General features: G+C 59.2%; 16 protein-coding genes. 4 read left to right on the top strand and 12 right to left on the bottom strand.

The features are described from left to right. Positions 1–19: 19 nt before the first annotated feature. Together HMPREF3140_RS22025 and HMPREF3140_RS22020 are read right to left on the bottom strand one after the other, a co-directional pair. Positions 20–565: an antibiotic biosynthesis monooxygenase gene (locus HMPREF3140_RS22025; protein ID WP_002890365.1), complete on the bottom strand. Its 546-nt coding sequence runs from the start codon at positions 563–565 to the stop codon at positions 20–22. Between the two features lie 186 nt (positions 566–751). Next, positions 752–1,393: a hydrolase gene (locus HMPREF3140_RS22020; protein WP_002890357.1), complete on the bottom strand. Its 642-nt coding sequence runs from the start codon at positions 1,391–1,393 to the stop codon at positions 752–754. Between the two features lie 266 nt (positions 1,394–1,659). On the opposite strand from HMPREF3140_RS22020, the gene HMPREF3140_RS22015 reads away from it, so the two are divergent. After that, positions 1,660–2,562, top strand: a complete 903-nt coding sequence (locus HMPREF3140_RS22015) for a LysR substrate-binding domain-containing protein (protein ID WP_002890353.1) — start codon at positions 1,660–1,662, stop codon at positions 2,560–2,562. Here HMPREF3140_RS22015 and malZ read toward each other — a convergent pair. The 5 genes from malZ to phoB form a co-directional block, all read right to left on the bottom strand. Next, entirely contained in the window at positions 2,559–4,376 is a 1,818-nt protein-coding gene (gene malZ / locus HMPREF3140_RS22010) for a maltodextrin glucosidase (protein ID WP_004147293.1), read from the bottom strand. The genes HMPREF3140_RS22015 and malZ overlap by 4 nt on opposite strands. A 151-nt stretch (positions 4,377–4,527) precedes the next feature. Then, positions 4,528–5,901, bottom strand: a complete 1,374-nt coding sequence (gene proY, locus HMPREF3140_RS22005; RefSeq protein WP_002890348.1) for a proline-specific permease ProY — start codon at positions 5,899–5,901, stop codon at positions 4,528–4,530. A gap of 86 nt (positions 5,902–5,987) precedes the next feature. Continuing rightward, entirely contained in the window at positions 5,988–7,307 is a 1,320-nt protein-coding gene (brnQ, locus tag HMPREF3140_RS22000) for a branched-chain amino acid transporter carrier protein BrnQ (protein WP_004144627.1), read from the bottom strand. Between the two features lie 413 nt (positions 7,308–7,720). Further along, positions 7,721–9,016, bottom strand: a complete 1,296-nt coding sequence (gene phoR / locus HMPREF3140_RS21995) for a phosphate regulon sensor histidine kinase PhoR (protein WP_002890344.1) — start codon at positions 9,014–9,016, stop codon at positions 7,721–7,723. A gap of 21 nt (positions 9,017–9,037) precedes the next feature. Beyond that, positions 9,038–9,727 (bottom strand): phosphate response regulator transcription factor PhoB, encoded by a 690-nt coding sequence (gene phoB / locus HMPREF3140_RS21990; RefSeq protein ID WP_002890343.1) that lies wholly within the window; start codon positions 9,725–9,727, stop codon positions 9,038–9,040. A 182-nt stretch (positions 9,728–9,909) separates the two neighbouring features. Between phoB and sbcD the strand changes: the two genes are divergently transcribed. Together sbcD and sbcC are read left to right on the top strand one after the other, a co-directional pair. After that, a complete protein-coding gene (sbcD, locus tag HMPREF3140_RS21985) occupies positions 9,910–11,115 on the top strand; it encodes an exonuclease subunit SbcD (RefSeq protein WP_004183155.1) in 1,206 nt (401 codons plus the stop codon). Next, positions 11,112–14,249 (top strand): exonuclease subunit SbcC, encoded by a 3,138-nt coding sequence (gene sbcC / locus HMPREF3140_RS21980; protein WP_070553107.1) that lies wholly within the window; start codon positions 11,112–11,114, stop codon positions 14,247–14,249. Before sbcD ends, sbcC begins: the two co-directional genes overlap by 4 nt. Before the next feature lie 73 nt (positions 14,250–14,322). Here sbcC and mak read toward each other — a convergent pair whose 3' ends face one another. Next, entirely contained in the window at positions 14,323–15,237 is a 915-nt protein-coding gene (gene mak, locus HMPREF3140_RS21975) for a fructokinase (RefSeq protein ID WP_002890286.1), read from the bottom strand. Between the two features lie 91 nt (positions 15,238–15,328). On the opposite strand from mak, the gene rdgC reads away from it, so the two are divergent. Then, positions 15,329–16,240, top strand: coding sequence for a recombination-associated protein RdgC (gene rdgC / locus HMPREF3140_RS21970; protein ID WP_002890285.1), 912 nt, complete (start codon positions 15,329–15,331; stop codon positions 16,238–16,240). Between the two features lie 71 nt (positions 16,241–16,311). On the opposite strand, the gene ppnP is transcribed toward rdgC, so the two are convergent. From ppnP to aroL, 4 genes are all read right to left on the bottom strand, one after another. Further along, the gene (gene ppnP / locus HMPREF3140_RS21965) at positions 16,312–16,596 is read right to left on the bottom strand and encodes a pyrimidine/purine nucleoside phosphorylase (RefSeq protein WP_002890284.1); all 285 of its coding nucleotides are present in this window, start codon (positions 16,594–16,596) and stop codon (positions 16,312–16,314) included. 77 nt (positions 16,597–16,673) lie between these two features. Next, the gene (locus HMPREF3140_RS21960; RefSeq protein WP_004144619.1) at positions 16,674–17,354 is read right to left on the bottom strand and encodes an AroM family protein; all 681 of its coding nucleotides are present in this window, start codon (positions 17,352–17,354) and stop codon (positions 16,674–16,676) included. 250 nt (positions 17,355–17,604) lie between these two features. After that, positions 17,605–17,796 carry a YaiA family protein gene (locus tag HMPREF3140_RS21955; protein ID WP_002890278.1) on the bottom strand — a complete coding sequence of 64 codons (192 nt, stop codon included), beginning with the start codon at positions 17,794–17,796 and terminating at the stop codon, positions 17,605–17,607. Positions 17,797–17,867: 71 nt separating this feature from the next. Then, positions 17,868–18,401: a shikimate kinase AroL gene (gene aroL / locus HMPREF3140_RS21950; protein WP_002890276.1), complete on the bottom strand. Its 534-nt coding sequence runs from the start codon at positions 18,399–18,401 to the stop codon at positions 17,868–17,870. Positions 18,402–18,534 lie beyond the last annotated feature (133 nt).

Below are 18,534 nucleotides of genomic sequence, written 5' to 3'. Positions count from 1 at the left end.
ACTCCTTGAGGAGGCTGACTCAGTTTTTCTTCAACCAGCCAGCAAACAGGCGGGTCACGATGGGCATCCAGAACCAGACCACCAGCGCAACCACGCAGGCATCATTGATGAGGTGCAGCAGCAGGCTCCCCTTAAGCGACGGCAGCAGCATGCCGGTCACCGCAGGCACCAGGTTGGTGCTGGGGAAAATCACCAGCAGGGTGATCAGAAACTGTTTCCAGCGCCGCGGCTGGCGTACGTTCACCGTCGGCGGGGTAAACCAGAAGGCCGGTTCAGTCCGCACCTCAGTCCGATCGCCTTCCGTCAGCAGTGGGGCAATCTCAGCCACCAGTTGCCGACGGGTTTCCGACTGCGTCCAGGCGTAGAGGTGCTCCAGGGTATCGAAGCGGATTATGACGCTCCACAGATTCTGCCCTGCGGCGGGCCGGATCACATTCGCCCCAAGATGGCCGGGAAATTCTGCCGCAATGGGCATAATTTTACCGAGCCACTCTTCGTAGCGCTGGCTGTGTTGCGGATCGAGCAGATGGCTGATAACCAGGGTCACCGATTTTTGCTGCGCCATGACGAGTTCCTTGCTTCAGGGAAATGGCCGGTTTTCTCCTGCCACTCTCCATAAATGATCTGACACAACATCCTTCATGCTGCGTTGAAGCGGCAGGCGGGCACGTCCCCGTGAACTTGAATAAATTCAGTAGCTGGGGACGGACAAACGCAGCCAACAACGCAGCAGCCTGAAGGATGGAGTGATTTACGCTTTACGCTCCGGCGCGCCATGCACCATGGTATAAGCGTAATCCACGCCCATCCCGTAGGCGCCGCTGTGTTCGCGCACCAGGTCCATTACCGCATCGTAGGTCGCTTTGCGCGACCAGTCGCGCTGGTACTCCAGCAGCACCTGCTGCCAGGTCACCGGCACCGCCCCCGCCTGCACCATCCGGTCAATAGACCGCTCATGGGCGTCGACAGAGGTGCCGCCGGAGGTATCCGTCACTACATAGACCTCGTAGCCCGCCTCCAGCGCCATCAACGCCGGGAAAGTCAGGCAGACTTCGGTCCACAGAGCGGAGATCACCAGCTTTTTACGGCCGGTCGCTTTCACCGCTGCCACAAACGCATCGTCTTCCCAGGAGTTCATGGAGGTACGTTCAATCGGCTTGACGTCAGGATGCACGGCCAATAATTCCGGCCAGATATAGCCGCTAAAGCTTTTGGTCTCTACGGAGGTATAAATCACCGGTACATTAAAAATTTTGCCCGCTTTCGCCAGCGCCACGGTGTTATTTTTCAGGGTCTGGCGATCGATATTCGCCACGCCAAAGGACATTTGCGGCTGATGGTCAATAAAGATAAGCGCGGAATTAGTGGGATCGAGCAGTTCACGAATAGACATTAAATACCTTCTTAATCAATTAGTTAAAAAGATGACATGATGATTAATGCGTCGTGTGGATCCTGACTGATAAAGCATGGTGAGTATAGCCAGTTATTTCTAACAAGTTATTAAGGATTTTTTATGGTTTATATTTTTTGCCGCGACCAGGATTTATTCACGCCTGTTTTAATCAAATTTTTACGCCAAACTGTTCTGATTTATTCACTGGCTTTGATTATTGCGCTTAGGTACAACAGAGAAAACAAATTAATGGATAGCTTCATATGCGCGTAAACTTTGATGTTTTGATGATCCTTGATGCCCTTGACCGCCACGGCTCCTTCGCCACCGCCGCGGAGTCGCTGTATAAAACCCCCGCCGCTCTGAGCTATATGATCCAGAAGCTGGAGAGCGATCTGAACATCGTGCTGTTGGATCGTTCCGGCCATCGGGCAAAATTTACCGATACCGGCCGGCTGATGCTGGAGAAGGGGCGACAGCTTTTAAGTGCCGCCAGAGATCTGGAAAAGCAGGCCCAGCAGCTGAGCGCGGGCTGGGAGCGAGAGCTAGCCATCGCCCTTGACGCCTCATTTCCCTTTTCGGCTCTGCTGCCGCTGATCGCCGAGTTTTACGCGCAAAACCCACAGACGCGACTGAACTTCAGCCATCACACCCTCGCCGGTTCGTGGGAAGAGCTGACCCATCATGGGGCGGATATTATCCTCGGCGCCATCAATGAGCCGCCCACCTCCGCGGAGTGGTCATGGCAAACCCTCGGCGCGTTGGATAACATCTTCGTCGTCGCCCCCCATCACCCGCTGGCTCAGGCGAAGGAGCCACTGGCCAATAAACAGCTCAGCCAGCATCGGGCCATCGTGATCCGCGACAGCGCCCGCTATTGCCATCCGCTCAACAGCAATCTCCTCGACGAGCAGCCGCAAATCGGCGTCGATGATTTCGCCAGTAAAGTCGAACTATTGTGCGCCGGGCTGGGCTGCGGCTTTCTGCCGCGCCATATCGCTCGCCCGTGGCTGGTAAAAGGCAGTCTGGTGGAGAAAAGCGTCGCCTGCTGGCGGGAAAAGGATATTACCTATATGGCCTGGCGCAGCGGGAATGATGGGCTGGCTCAGCGCTGGTGGCGGGAGGCGCTCCTCCGCGGCGACCTGCTGAGCCAGCTCTACCATTAACGGCCGGACCAGACGTTGGCGGAGATGGCCGGGAGGGTCAGCACCCCGTCCTGGAAGGCGCCGGCGCCCTCCTGCAGCGTCCACCCGGCCACGTTCAGCAGCGGGGAATCTTCGATAACCACCTCGCAGGCTTCCCCGCGGTTAATCGCCACCAGCACCCGCTGCTGTTTGTAGACGCGGACAAACACCACCACGTTATCCTCGGCGTAAATCACCTGACAGCCGCCGTAGCGCAGCGCCTGGTGGGCCTTACGCAGTTTCGCCATCCGCTGATACAGCGCCAGCAGCTGGGTATCCTGCAGCGCCGGATCCCACGGGAACGGTTTGCGGCAGAACGGATCGTTATTGCCATCCACGCCCACCTCGTCGCCATAGTAGATGCACGGTACCCCCGGCCAGCTGAACAGCCACACCACCGCCAGCGGCAGGCGCGCTACGTCTTTGCCAAGAAGAGATTTAAAACGCGCCGTATCATGGCTGTCGAGCTGGTTGAACATCCGCAGCTGCTGCTGATGCGACAGCCCGGCGCGATAATTATCCATCCACGCCATACAGGTCTGGGCGTCTATTTTCTGCGGATCGTAAGAGATATCGGTATTGGCGAGGAATCCCCAGATCGGGAAGGTGAAGCCGCGATAGTTCATCGCCGCGTCTTCGGCATCCGCCTGCAGCCACTGGCGCGCGTCGCCAAAATGTTCGCCAAAGACAAAAGCTTCCGGCTGCGCTTGCTTCGCTGCCTGGGTAATGCCGGCGATATGCTGCAGGTTATTCCGCGCCCCGCCGCCTTCGCCCAGCATATGCACCACGTCAAGACGCCAGCCGTCCATGCTCCATGGCGCCTTCAGCCAGTGGCGTACGATGCTGTCTTCACCGGCATAGATCTCGTTGACCAGGCTGGTCGACCGATAGTCGAGCTTCGGCAGACTGGCATAGCCCAGCCAGTTGTGCGCCTGCCCCTCCTCTGAGAAGGTAAACCAGTCGCGCCACGGGGAGTCCGGATCGTGGCCGGCGCCGCCGCTGCCCTGCTGGTGACGGTCGAACCAGGGATGGGAATCGCCGGTATGGTTGAACACGCCGTCGAGGATCATGCGCATTCCCGCCCGCTGGGTGTTGTGGCGCAGCCGGAGCAGCGCCGCGTCGCCGCCAAACTGCGGATCGACGCGCCGATAATCCTCGGTATCGTATTTATGCACGCTGGGGGCGGCGAAAACCGGGTTCAGATACAGAGCGGTTACGCCGAGCTGCTTCAGGTAGGGAAGTTTTTCGCTGATGCCGTCGAGATCCCCGCCGTAGAACGTCGACCCGCCCGCCTCGCCGGTAAGCGGGTCGTCCCACGCCTTGCGCACAATCTCCCGTCCCGCCGCGTGATGGTAATAGACCGCATCCTGGTCGGCGTCACGCGCGGCGCTGCGGGCAAAGCGATCGGGGAAAATTTGATAGAACACCTGATCGGCCACCCACTGCGGGCCGGCGTCCGGCAGGTCAATGGCGAACTGCTCCAGTCGGGCCGGCGGGAATCGGGTGAAGCCTTGTGGCGTAAACCAGCGCTGATGGTCGGCCCACAGCAGCTTAAAGCTGTAGCGGCGGCGCGGCTGGCCGCTGGCGAGAGAGATTTCGCCGCGCCATGCCACCACGCCTGGCTGTGGCGCCTGGCGGAGCCGCTGCATCGGCAGCGACAGCTCTTCGTTATCCTCTTCCGCGCGCAGCGTGATCCGCTGCGGCAGCGACTCACCGCTTAACCACAGAGTAATAAACAGTCGGTCCTGTTGCACCTTGATAAAGGGTGCAACCGGAAGGTGCCATGCCTTCAACATCGTGAATCCTCATTGTGCAGAATGGGCACACCTTGCCATAGCCGCCGGGCGCAGAACTCATCATCTCAGAACTTTTTGGGGGAGGATAACGGGGGAGGACGCGGGACCGCAAGCCGCCCCGGTCGCGCGATGCTGACCGGGGCGATGTCGATTACTGAGCCTGCGCCAGGCGGCGCTCACGGCGGGTCTTAAAGACCCAGCCGAGCAGCAACAGCGCAATCCACGCCATACCGACGTACAGCGAGATGCGGGTGTCCGGATGATAGCCGATAAGGGCGATAATAAAGGCCAGGAACAGCAGGCCGATCACCGTGGTCACCACCCCGCCAGGGACTTTGAATTTCAGCGCCTTAACCTCTTCGGGCGACAGACGGCGGCGGAAGGCTATCTGTGACAGCAGGATCATAATCCACACCCACACCGTGGCGAAGGTGGCCAGGGAGGCGATCACCAGGAAAACGTTCTCCGGCATGATGTAATTTAGGTATACCGCAAACAGCAGCGCAATGGTCATCACCATCACCGTCACCCACGGAATACCGCGACGCGACGTTTTAGCGAACACCTTCGGCGCGCTGCCCTGCTCAGCCATGCCGTGCAGCATACGGCCCACGCCGAACACGTCGGAGTTAATCGCCGACAGCGAAGCCGTCAGGACCACGAAGTTAAGAATACTGGCCGCGAAGGTAATGCCCAGATGCTGGAAGGTCAGGACGAAGGGGCTGCCGTCGGTTCCCACCTGATTCCACGGGTAGATGGACATAATGACGAACAGCGTGCCGACGTAGAACACCAGAATGCGCATCGGCACCGAGTTGATGGCGCGCGGAATGGATTTCTCCGGGTCCTTCGCCTCACCGGCGGTAATGCCGATGATTTCGATGCCGCCGTAAGCGAACATCACCATCTGCAGCGACATCACCATTCCCAGCCAGCCGTTGCTGAAGAAGCCGCCGTTGCTCCACAGGTTATGAATCCCCGTCGGCTGGCCGCCGTTGCCGATCCCCCAGATAATGATGCCGAACCCGGCGAGGATCATGATGATAATGGTGGCCACTTTGAAGAACGAGAACCAGAACTCCAGCTCGCCAAACACCTTGACGCTCATCAGGTTGACGGCGCAGATGATCAGCACCACGCTGAGCACCCAGATCCAGTGCGGCACCGTCGGGAACCAGACGCCCATGTAGATGCCGAAGGCGGTAACGTCGGCGATGGCGACGATCAGGATTTCAAAGCAGTAGGTCCAGCCGGTGATATAGCCCGCCAGTCCGCCGAGGTTTTCCTGGGCATAGCGGGAGAATGAGCTGGCGGCAGGGTTATGCACCGACATCTCACCGAGCGCCCGCATAATGATATATGCCGCGACGCCGCCGATAATGTAGGCCAACAGTACGCTGGGTCCGGCCATTTTAATGGCGTCGGCCGAGCCGTAAAAAAGCCCGGTGCCGATGGCGGAACCCAGGGCCATAAAGCGAATGTGCCGGGTGCTTAGCCCGCGCTTAAGCTTGTTACTACTTTCCATCGTGGTTTTTCAATGCCGTTTAACACAAAAAATAAAAAACCACGGAACCCGAAGTCCCGTGGTTAAACGCTTGTCCTCACCGCCGGTTAATGCGCGCTGGAAGTCACCTGACGTCCGGCTGCGCGATCCCAGATCACCGCGAGAATGGTCATCACGGCGGTGGGCATCAGCCAGGCCAGGCCCTGCTCCGCCAGCGGCAGACGCGCGGTCCAGTCCGGCAGAATCGCGGCAAATGCCGATGACTTAATCCCGTCAATGATACCAAACATCAGGCTGATAAACATGGCCGGCGCGATAACGCGGGACGAATTATGCCACCAACTGCGGGTAAAGCTTAATACAACCAGTGCGATACACGGCGGATAGATAGCGGTCAGCACCGGAATCGATACCTGGATCAGATGGCTAAGGCCCAAATTGGAGACCGCCATGGAGAACAGGCCGAGAACAAAGACCAGCGTGCGATAGGAGAACGGCAGATACTGGGCAAAGAACTCAGCGCAGGCGCAGGTCAGACCCACCGCCGTCACCAGGCAAGCGATGAAGATCAGCGCCGCCAGCAGGAAACTGCCCGCCCCGCCGAAGGTGTGCTGCACGTAGGCATGGAGGATCGCCGCGCCGTTGGCGGACTGATCCACGAGAGTAGCGCTGTCAGAGCCCAGACGGAACAGCGCCAGATACAGCAGGGTCAGGCCGACGCCCGCCATCAGGCCAGCCCAGACGGTATAGCGGGTCAACAGACGCGCTTCGCTGACGCCGCGTGAGCGAGCGGCATTAACAATCACGATGCCGAACACCATCGCGCCGAGGGTATCCATGGTCAGGTAGCCGTTGACGAAGCCATTGGAGAATGGCGCCGTACGATACGCTTCCAGCGCGTCGCTGATCGGGCCCGCTGGCCAGATGATGGCGGCGACCGCCAGCACAATCAGGGCGATAATTTTCAGCGGCGCAAGGAAATTGCCCACGGTGTCCAGCAGTTTGCCCGGATAGAGGGAGACCAGAATCACCAGCGCGAAGTAAATAACGCTGTAGATCAGCAGCGGCAGCGGGCCGTCGCCGGTCAGCGGCGCAATACCGACCTCAAAGGAGACGGTCGCGGTACGCGGCGTCGCGAACAGCGGTCCTACCGCGAGATAGCACACCACCGCCAGCAGGATACCGGCCACTTTACCAATCGGGGTGCTCAGGCTTTCAACGCCGCCGCCGACTTTCGCCAGCGCCACCACCGTCAGCACCGGCAGACCCACCGCAGTGATCAGGAAGCCGATCGCCGCCGTCCAGACGTGCTCGCCCGCCTGTAAGCCAACCATCGGAGGGAAAATAATGTTGCCTGCGCCAACGAACAACGCGAAGGTCATAAAGCCCAACGCTATGATGTCGCGAGATTTTAACTGATGGGTCATAAATTCATTACTGCCTGTGGATGTGGTGTTGTAAAAAAATGGAAAAATACCGCGCTCCCCTCTCAGGGACGATACAGCGGCCATTGCCGGTAAACTCAGCGAGATATGCTCCCGAAGCGGCGTGGGAAAGAATTGTTTTTGGTATTACCACGCAAAAGCAGTCTGTCATCGACTGCGCAGGCGCAATTTAAACGCTTATAACGTTTTAAAGCAAGGCACGATCGCAAAAGCAGATGATTATGCTGGTTATGTCTTTCACACCAGAATCATTTACCATATTGATAGAAAACCCGTGGCTTATCATGCGAACAAAAAAGCAGCGCACGCTCATTAAATAGGCGAGAAAAAACGACTGCCAATGAAAATGACCAGCTGAAGCTGGTCATTGGCAAGATAAACTGACAGCGCGTCGATCAGGCGTCATTTTTGGCAATTAATCGTTCCGGGAGCAGGAAGCTAAAGCGGGTTCCCTTGCCCACCGTGCTGTCGATTTCCAGCCGGCTGTCATGATGGTTAACCGCGTGTTTGACGATCGCCAGTCCCAGGCCACTGCCCCCCGTTTGCCGGGAACGGGCTTTATCCACCCGATAAAAACGCTCGGTCAGACGGGGAATATGCTCCGGCGCAATGCCTGGCCCGTTATCCTCGACGCTGAACAGCGCTCCCTGCGGGGTTCGCTGCCAGCTGACGCGAATTTCGGTCCCCGGCGGGGTGTGGTTCACCGCGTTATAGACCAGGTTGGAGATGGCGCTGCGCAGCTGCTCCTCATTACCCAGCACCTTGAGCTGCTCATCGACGGTGAAGATCAGCGTCTGTTTCTCCTGGCTGAGAGTTTGCGCCTCGCGCTCCACCACCCGCAGCATCATCGGCACGTCGATGCGATCATTCATCGCCAGCGCCGGCGCGGCTTCAATACGCGACAGCGTCAGCAGCTGCTTCACCAGACCTTCCATACGCTGAGTTTGCTCCCGCATGGTGTGCAGGGCTTTTTCTCGGGTCGCCCCCTCCAGCACCTGCTCCTGCATCATCTCCAGATAGCCCTGCAGCACCGTCAGTGGGGTGCGCAACTCATGGCTGACGTTGGCGAAAAAGTTCCGCCGCGCCCCTTCCAGCTGATGCATCTGCGTCACGTCGCGCGCCACCATCAGCCACTGCTTGTCGCTGTAGGGCATCACGCGAATTTCCAGATGACGGGCGTTATTCAGCACCAGATTGAGCGGCTTTGAAAAATCGCGCTGTTTCAGATAGTTGGCGAACTCAGGATAGCGCAGAAGGTTAAGAATGTTTTGGCCACTGTCGTCCGGCCAGCGCAGGTTTAGAATCTGCTGCGCCAGGCCATTACACCAGAAAATAGCCCCCTCTTCCGTGGTCAGGACGACCGCATCCGGCAGCGATTCCGCCCCGCTGCGAAAGCGTTTAATCAGGCTTCCCAGCTCGCGCCGACGCTTTTTATTACGCATCTGCATCTGGTGCAGACCATACAGCAGCGGCTCCCAACTGCCGCGGCCAGGCGGAGGAGTCATGCTCCGGTCCACCCACAGCCACCACGACAGGCGCATCAAATTCCAGAAATGCCAGATCAGCAAACCGGTCACTGCCGCCAGTAAAAACCACGGCAGATGACCCACAAACGCCCCCAGAATCAGGGCCGGAATACACGCTAAAAAGAGCTCCAGCGCCAGCCTTTTCCATGACAGCCGTTCCAGCACGGGTCACACTCCTGTCAAAATTCAGAAACGGGCGGAGAAACGATACCCCGTGCCGCGAACCGTTTGCACCATACGATCATGGCCACTGTGTTCCAGCGCTTTGCGCAGGCGGCGAATATGGACGTCCACCGTGCGGTCTTCCACATAAACGTTGGTCCCCCAGACGTGGTTCAGCAGCTGTTCACGGCTGTACACCCGCTCCGGATGGGTCATAAAGAAGTGCAATAATTTAAATTCCGTCGGTCCCATATCCAGTGGACTGTCGCCGGTCATTACCCGGTGCGATGAAGGGTCGAGGCTCAGCCCCTGCATTTCGATCACCTCTTCCACCGCCATCGGTGAAATACGGCGCATCACCGCTTTGATTCGCGCCACCAGCTCTTTCGGAGAGAAAGGCTTGGTGATGTAGTCATCCGCGCCGGTCTCCAGGCCGCGAACGCGATCCTCTTCTTCTCCACGCGCGGTCAGCATCACTACCGGAATATCCCGCGTCATCGCCTCGCGCTTGAGCAGTTTAATAAACTGCAGCCCCGAACCGCCCGGCAGCATCCAGTCCAGGAGAATCAAATCAGGCCAGGGTTCATTGAGTTGATTCACCGCGCTGTCATAATCTTCCGCTTCGACAGGCTGAAAGCCATTTTGCTCCAGAACAAAGCAGACCATTTCGCGGATTGGAGCTTCATCTTCAACGACCAGAATTCTTCTCGCCATTATTTACCCTGTTTTTTTTAGCCATCAGTATAGAAGTGCGGCGTCATTATGCGTCACTTTTGTGACAGATTTATGAAAAAAATGACCGTCTGATGATCGGGTATTTTGAAGCACGACGCGGACTTACCCCTCACTAACAAGTGGTATACTGCCGCCCATGCTTTTTTCGCTAGGGAAGATTTATGCGCCTCCTTCACACCTCCGACTGGCACCTGGGCCAGAATTTTTACAGCAAAAGCCGCGCGGCCGAACACGACGCTTTTCTTACCTGGCTACTGGACCGCGCGCAGGAGCATGAAGTCGACGCCATTATCGTGGCTGGCGATATTTTTGATACCGGCTCGCCGCCGAGCTACGCCCGCGAACTGTATAACCGTTTCGTCGTCCAGTTGCAGCAGACCGGCTGTCGCCTGGTGGTGCTGGCGGGCAACCACGACTCGGTGGCGATGCTCAATGAATCCCGCGATATCCTCGCCTTTTTACACACCACCGTGGTGGCGAACGCCGGCTACGCGCCGATTGAGCTGCCGCTGCGCGACGGCACGCCGGGCGCCATCTTCTGTCCGGTGCCGTTTTTACGCCCGCGCGAGCTGGTGACCAGCCAGGCCGGTCACTCCGGTCGGGAAAAACAGCAGCTGCTGCTGCACGCCATCAGCGACTATTATCAGGAGCAGTATCAGCAGGCCTGCGCGCTGCGCGGCGATCGGCCGCTGCCCATCATTGCCAGCGGCCATCTGACCACCGTCGGCGCCAGCAAAAGCGATGCCGTCCGCGACATTTACATCGGCACACTGGATGCCTTTCCGGCGCAACACTTCCCCCCTGCCGACTACATTGCGCTGGGCCATATTCACCGGGCGCAGATGGTCGGCGGCTGCGAGCATATCCGCTACAGCGGCTCGCCGCTGCCGCTGAGCTTCGATGAAACCGGCAAAGCGAAATCGGTGCATCTGGTGAGCTTTAGCGAGGGGCGACTTAGCGCCGTGGAAACCCTGGAGGTGCCCGTGACCCAGCCTCTGGCGGTAATCAAAGGCGATCTGGCCGCCATCACCGCCCAGCTGGAGCAGTGGCGCGGCGTCGAGCAGGACCCGCCGGTGTGGCTGGATATCGAAATCACCACCGAGGACTATCTGCACGATATTCAGCGGCATATTCAGGCGCTGACGGAGGATCTGCCGGTGGAAGTGCTGCTGGTGCGCCGCAGCCGCGAGCAGCGCGAGAAAATACTGCTCAACGCCCAGCGGGAGACGCTCAGTGAACTGAAGGTGGAGGAGGTATTCGAGCGCCGGCTGGCGCTGACCGAAATTGACGATATGAAGCGCGCCCGGCTGCATGAGCTGTTCGCCCATACGGTGCATACGCTCACCGCGGAGAACGAAAACGCATGAAAATCCTCAGTCTGCGTCTGAAAAACCTCAACTCCCTGAAAGGGGAATGGAAGATAGACTTTCCCGCCGAGCCGTTCGCCAGCAATGGCCTGTTCGCCATTACCGGCGCCACCGGGGCCGGGAAAACCACGCTGCTCGATGCCATTTGCCTGGCGCTCTATCATGAGACGCCGCGCCTGAACAAGGTCTCCCAGTCGCAAAACGACCTGATGACCCGCGATACCGCCGAGTGTCTGGCGGAAGTCGAATTTGAAGTAAAAGGCATCGCCTACCGCGCTTTCTGGAGCCAGAACCGGGCCCGTAACCAGCCGGATGGCAATCTGCAGGCGCCCCGCGTCGAGCTGGCGCGCTGCGCTGACGGCAAAATCCTCGCCGATAAAGTCTCGGACAAGCTGGAGCAAACCGCGACGCTTACCGGCCTCGACTATGGCCGCTTCACCCGCTCGATGCTGCTTTCCCAGGGGCAATTTGCCGCCTTCCTGAACGCGAAGCCGAGCGATCGCGCGGAGCTGCTGGAGGAGCTGACCGGCACGGAAATCTACGGCCAGATTTCAGCCATGGTCTACGAACAGCACAAAGCCGCTCGCCATGCGCTGGAGAAGTTCGAAGCCCAGGCGGCGGGCATCGTCCTGTTGACGGAGGCCCAGCAGCAGGCGCTGCAGGAAAGTTTGCAGGTACTTACTGACGAAGAAAAAGCCCTGCTGGCCCAGCAGCAGAGCCAGCAGCAGCAGCTCCAGTGGCTGACCCGCCGCGACGAGCTGGCGCAGCAACAGCAGCAGGCCGCCACCCGGCAGCAGCAGGCCCGCCAGGCGCTGGCGGACGCCGCCCCGGCGCTGGCGAAGCTTGAGCTGGCCCAGCCCGCCGCCCAACTGCGTCCCCTGTGGGAGCGCCAGCAGGAGCAGACGGCAGGCCTGGCGCAAACCCGGCAGCGGATCAGTGAAGTAAATGCTCGCTTACTTGCCAGCACGGCGCTGCGCGCGCGCATCCGCCAGGGCGCCTTGCGCGCTCAGCAGCAGCGTCAGGCTGAACTGGCCGATCTGGCGCAGTGGCTGGCCGCCCATGAGCGTTTCCGCTTATGGGGTCAGGAGATCGCCGGCTGGCGAGCGCAATTCTCGCAACTGACGCGGGATAAACAACAGCTAACGGCTCAGAGCACCCGCCTGGCCACGCTACGCCAGAAGCTGGCCACGCTGCCAGCCAGCCCTCTCACCCTGAGCGCGGATGACGTTGCCGCAGCGATAGAACAGCAAACCCAATCGCGGCCGCTGCGTCAGCGCCTGATCTCCCTGCATGAGCAGCATCAGCTGCTGCGCAAGCGTCTGCGCCAGAACGCCGACAGCGTCCAGCAGGCGCAGGCGGAGCAGGTAAAACTTAACGCTACCCTGACGCTGCGCCGGGAACAATATAAAGACAAAAACCAGCACTATCTCGACCTGAAGGCGCTCTGCCAGCGTGAAGAAACGATTAAAGACCTGGAAAGCTACCGCGACCGGCTCGAGGCGGGTAAGCCCTGTCCGCTGTGCGGCGCCTGTGAACACCCGGCGATTGAACAATACGCCTCGTTGACGCTCACGGATAATCAGCGCCGCCGCGATGCGCTGGAAAAGGAGGTCGCCGCGCTGAAAGAAGAAGGCCTACTGATCCTCGGGCAGGTCAAGGCCCTGACGCAACAGCTTCAGCGTGACACCGAAGCGGCCGGGCGGCTCGCAGAGGAAGAGCAAGCGCTTACTAAAGCGTGGCAGGAGACCTGCGCCTCTCTGCACATCGCGCGGGATATTGCGCAAGAGATAAACGACTGGATGCAGGAGCAGGAGCGCTACGAGCAGCAGCTCTATCAGCTCAGCCAGCGCCTGATGTTGCAGAGTCAGCTTAACGATCAGCAGGCGCTGGAGCGCCAGGCCGAGCAGCAGCTGGCGGCCACGCGCCAGGGACTGGAGAGCGCCCTGCAGGCCCTGGCCCTGAGCCTGCCGGCAGAAGGGACAGAAGCCGCCTGGCTGCACGCTCGCGAAAGCGAATTTGCCCAGTGGCAGGCGCAACAGACCCAACATGATGCCATTCAGCAGCAAATCGCTGCTCTGCGGCCACTGCTGGAGACGCTGCCGACCAGCGACGAGACAGAGGTTGAAGCTGAGTCGGCCATCCCGGACAACTGGCGCGAAATCCACGAGGAATGCCTGTCGCTGCACAGCCAGCTTGTCGCCCAGCAGCAGCAGGAAACCCAGGAAAAGGCGCGTCTGGACCAGTCGCAGGCGCAATTCACCTCCGCCCTGGCCGCCAGCCGCTTTAGCGATCGGGAGGCGTTCCTCGCCGCGCTGCTGGATGACGAGACCGCCCAGCGGCTGACGCAGTTAAAACAGACGCTGGAGCAGCAGCTTCAGCAGGCGGCCGCGCTCTGCGAGCAGGCGACCCGGCAACATGAGGCGCACCTGGCGCTGCGTCCGCAAGGGGTGGACGCTGACGTCCCCACCCTGCAAACCCAGCTGCACGCCCTGGCCCAGCGGCTGCGGGATAACACTACCCGCCAGGGTGAGATCCGCCAGCAGCTCAGGCAGGACGCAGAGAGCCGTCAACAGCAGCAGGCGCTGGGGCAGCAGATTGCAGAGGCGGCGCAGCTGGCGGACGACTGGGGCTATCTCAATTCGCTGATCGGCTCCAGCACCGGCGACCGGTTCCGCAAATTCGCCCAGGGGCTGACGCTGGATAATCTGGTCTGGCTGGCAAACCAGCAGCTCAACCGCCTGCATGGCCGCTATCTGCTACAGCGCAAGGCCAGCGAGGCGCTGGAGCTGGAGGTTGTCGATACCTGGCAGGCCGACGCCGTGCGCGACACCCGCACCCTCTCCGGCGGCGAAAGTTTCCTCGTCAGCCTGGCGCTGGCCCTGGCGCTGTCAGACCTGGTGAGCCATAAGACGCGGATTGACTCCCTGTTTCTTGATGAAGGCTTCGGCACCCTCGACAGCGAAACGCTGGACACGGCGCTGGACGCCCTGGATGCCCTTAACGCCAGCGGTAAGATTATCGGGGTGATCAGCCACGTGGAGGCGATGAAAGACCGCATTCCGGTGCAGATCAAAGTGAAGAAGATTAACGGCCTGGGCTATAGCCGGCTGGACAAAGCGTTTGCGGTGGAGTGAGGTCTGAATTATGGCGATGTCCCCTCACCCTAACCCTCTCCCGAGGGAGAGGATCCGGGTGCGGGGAAGTGGTTCAGGTCCCCTGGAGCGGCCACAGCCAGGCCGCGCCGCGTACCCCGCTGGAGTCGCCGTGCATCGCTTTGCGGATCGGCGTTTCACACTCGCCGCCGAAGACCCACTGCTTCACCAGGTCCGGCACCGTCTGATACAGCCGTTCGACGTTGCTCATCCCGCCGCCCAGCACGATAACGTCCGGGTCGAGGATATTCACCACGTGGGCCAGCGATTTCGCCAGCCGCTGTTCATAGCGGCTCAGCGCCAGTTCAGCCTTTTCGTCACCTTCTCCCACCAGGCGCATAATCTCGCTGCCGGTTAACCCTTTGCCGCTCAGCCGCTGATAGTCGGTGGCGAAACCGGTGCCGGAGATAAAGGTTTCGATACACCCCTGTTTGCCGCAGTAGCAAGGGACTTCCGCACGGTAGCGCAGCTCATCGTCGTTCATCCACGGCAATGGGTTATGTCCCCATTCGCCAGCGTTACCATTGCCGCCGATATGCGCCCGCCCGTTGAGCGCCACCCCGGCGCCGCAGCCGGTGCCGATAATCACCGCGAATACCGTTTGCGCCCCCGCCGCCGCGCCGTCCACCGCTTCCGACACCGCCAGACAGTTGGCATCGTTAGCCAGCCGGACTTCCCGCTCAAGGCGCAGGCTGAGGTCCTTATCAAAGGGCTGGCCGTTGAGCCAGGTCGAGTTGGCGTTTTTCACCACCCCGGTATAAGGCGAAATTGAGCCAGGAATGCCCATCCCCACGGTACCCTGCTGTCCGGTCGCCTGCTCGGCCATCGCCACCAGAGTGGCGATGGTCTCGATGGTTTGCCGGTAGTCCTCCCGCGGCGTGGGTAACCGGTGGCGAAACAGCTGCTCTCCCTGGTCGCTCAGGGCTATCACTTCGGTTTTTGTTCCACCTAAATCAATACCAATACGCACGCTCAGCTCCTCACCCCGATTAACAATGCAAGCATAGCGACAATTCGCTATCATGCCCGCCTGATTTAACGACAAAGCCGTGGAAATTATCATGCTGTGGTTCAAAAATTTAATGGTTTACCGTCTCAGCCGCGATATCGAATTGCGCGCCGAGGAGATGGAAAAACAGCTGGCCGAGCTGACATTTACCCCTTGTGGCAGCCAGGATATGGCGAAAACCGGTTGGGTGTCGCCGATGGGATCGCACAGCGACGCGCTGACGCATACGGCAAACGGCCAGATCATTATCTGCGCGCGTAAAGAAGAGAAGATCCTGCCGTCGCCGGTGATTAAGCAGGCGCTGGAGGCAAAGATCCAGAAGCTGGAAGCCGATCAGGGCCGCAAGCTGAAGAAGACCGAGAAAGATTCCCTGAAAGATGAAGTGCTGCACTCGCTACTGCCGCGCGCCTTCAGCCGCTTCAGCCAGACAATGATGTGGATCGACACCGTCAACGGCCTGATCATGGTCGACTGCGCCAGCGCGAAGAAAGCGGAAGATACTCTGGCCCTGCTGCGTAAAACCCTCGGCTCGCTGCCGGTGGTGCCGCTGACCCTGGAGAATCCGATTGAGCTAACGCTGACCGAGTGGGTCCGCTCCGGCACCGTGGCGCAGGGCTTCCAGCTGCTGGACGAAGCCGAGCTGAAAGCGATGCTGGAAGATGGCGGCGTGATCCGCGCCAAGAAGCAGGATCTGGTTAGCGACGAAATCGCTGTACACATTGAGGCCGGGAAGGTCGTCACCAAGCTGGCGCTGGACTGGCAGCAGCGTATTCAGTTTGTGATCTGCGACGACGCGTCAATTAAGCGCCTCAAGTTCTGCGATGAACTGCGCGACCAAAACGAAGATATCGATCGGGAAGATTTCGCCCAGCGCTTTGACGCCGACTTTATCTTAATGACCGGCGAGCTGGCTGCCCTGATCCAAAGCCTGGTGGAAGGGCTCGGCGGCGAAGCGCAGCGCTAAGCGCCGCTTTCCTTCCTGCCGGGCAGGAAGGAAAAAACAACCCGGCGGCAGGCGCCGGGCGTCACGCTGGCTTACAGATAGCGGCACAGATAAGAGGTTGGCTCAGCCACCTGTAGATGAAATTCACTGTTGCCTGGCACATTGAAAACTTCGCCGGCAGCGTAAACTTTCCACTCAGTCTCACCCGGCAGCAGGACATTCAGCGCCCCGCTGACTACCGTCATCTCTTCCGGCTGCGCCGTACCAAAGGTGTATTCCCCTTCCGCCATCACGCCAACGCTGGCGCGACCGGTACTGCTGCTGGTGAAGCCAATGGATTTCACTTTTCCGTCAAAGTATTCATTGCTTTGAAGCATAAACAAGCCCTTCTGATCGTCGGTTAAAGGCTCAATATAGGGGGCGCTCCTTGCCCCTGTCACGTGAAATTAACACATTAGACCAATAGTTCTGCCGCCAGTCGGGAAACCAGCACATTCGACAGCAAAACCGGAACATCAAGGGCTTTTTGTAACACATCGCGATGATGCTGATAGTAACCGAGACAGTCGAGGACCAGCACGTCGGCGCCCTGCTCCAGCAGCGTTTTGCCGGCGGTTAATAGCTCGCTGTCGCTGCCGGTAAACGGATTGGCCAGCGCGTAGTATGGCGACTTTTCCAGCGAGAGCCACTTTTGCCGCTGCATGGGCATGATCTCTTCCACCGGCACGATCACCCCTACCTGGTGCCCATCGACGATCGATGCCACCAGCGGCGGGATGATCCGCTGCGGCTCGAGGAGGATCGCGTGGTGGGTGGTAAAACCGGTCAGCTGTTCGGAACTGAGCAGCAGGATCACATCATAATGTTGTCGATCCAGCATCGCGATCGCGCTGCGGACATCGCGTTCAATTTTCTGTCGCGACACCATCACCAACTGGTTATTACTGAGCAAGGTCAGGAGTCCTTTCTCGCCGTCACCTACGGCGTACTCGGCCATTACCTCGTCAGGCGTCATCTCGCCCAGCAGGCTGATGTGGGCGATCTGTTCTTCCCTGATATGTTCGGTCAGGAGCGGCAATACTCCCGCCAGCGGCACAACGCCGATGGTCAAAATTGCCATCGTTGCACTACTCATATCATGTACCTTTTCACAACCACTGCTTCAACACAGGCTTTCCACACACAGCATCCGCCCCCCTGGTGAGTAAAAATCAACCGTCGAGAAGCGTAGCAGCTCCACGCCGCGGTTGAATGTAAAGATTGCCGGGCGGCGGCGCCGTGCCTGAAAAATCCGTGTGTTAGATATTCATTAGTACGACTGATAAATAAAAAATGTGAGATACGCCCGATATTGCCAGCATGGCGGGCAATTCGGGCTCAGGGGGTTACGACTTGTCAGGATCTTCATAACGCCGTTTGGCATCCACGGCTTCCTGCTCGGTAGGATGTTCGCTGATAAGCGAATCAGGCTCAGGATAATCCGCACGGAGCTGATACCAGGTCACCGTCTGACCCTGAGGACCTTTCTCTACCGCAACCACGCGCGCTTCTCTCGGATATGGGGGCCTGTTTGGCATAGTTCTTCCTTCTTCTGGTAGCAGAACTATTAATTATAGGCGCCCCTCGCCGCCTTAATGTAAGTAAATTCTTAACTTACCGGGGTTGCCGTCGCGCTGCATAGCATGGACATAATCTGCTCCACCACCCGATCCGGCGAGGCCGTGGCATCCACAATATGGTGGGCAGCGTCCCGGTATAACGCTTCGCGCTGCGCCAGCACCTCGCCCACTTCCTCGCGCACCGGTTTTCCGGTCAGCGTCGGCCGCTGTTCGGCTTTCGGGTAGGCTTCCAGACGGTCAATCAGCGCCGACACCGAGGCCTGCAGATAAATCACTACGCCATTCTCCCGCATAAACTGACGGTTACCTTCCGCCAGCACAATGCCGCCGCCGGTGGCGATTACCGTATTCGGCAGGGTCACGGCCTTCAGCGACAGGGTCTCCAGTTCGCGAAAACGCGCCCACCCTTCCGCCTGCACGATCTCAGCCACCGTCCGCTGCTCATGGGCCTGTAGCCGATGATCGGTATCGGAGAACTGAAAATGCCGCGCTCGCGCCAGCGCATGGCCGACGGTGGTTTTACCGCAGCCGCGTGGCCCAATAAGAAAGATAGGCTGTGTCATAACCGAAGACCCCCTGGTTCCGTCTGTCGCAAAAAAATGAAAACGAAAGCACGTATTATCGCTGTCTGTCCCGCAATGCATACGTAAAGAAAAAATTACACAACTTCTTTACACCCCATTACCACGGTGAGAA

This window comes from Klebsiella sp. HMSC16A12 (assembly GCF_001808265.1).
Lineage (GTDB): Bacteria > Pseudomonadota > Gammaproteobacteria > Enterobacterales > Enterobacteriaceae > Klebsiella > Klebsiella pneumoniae.
This window is presented reverse-complemented; position numbering and strand designations above follow the sequence as displayed.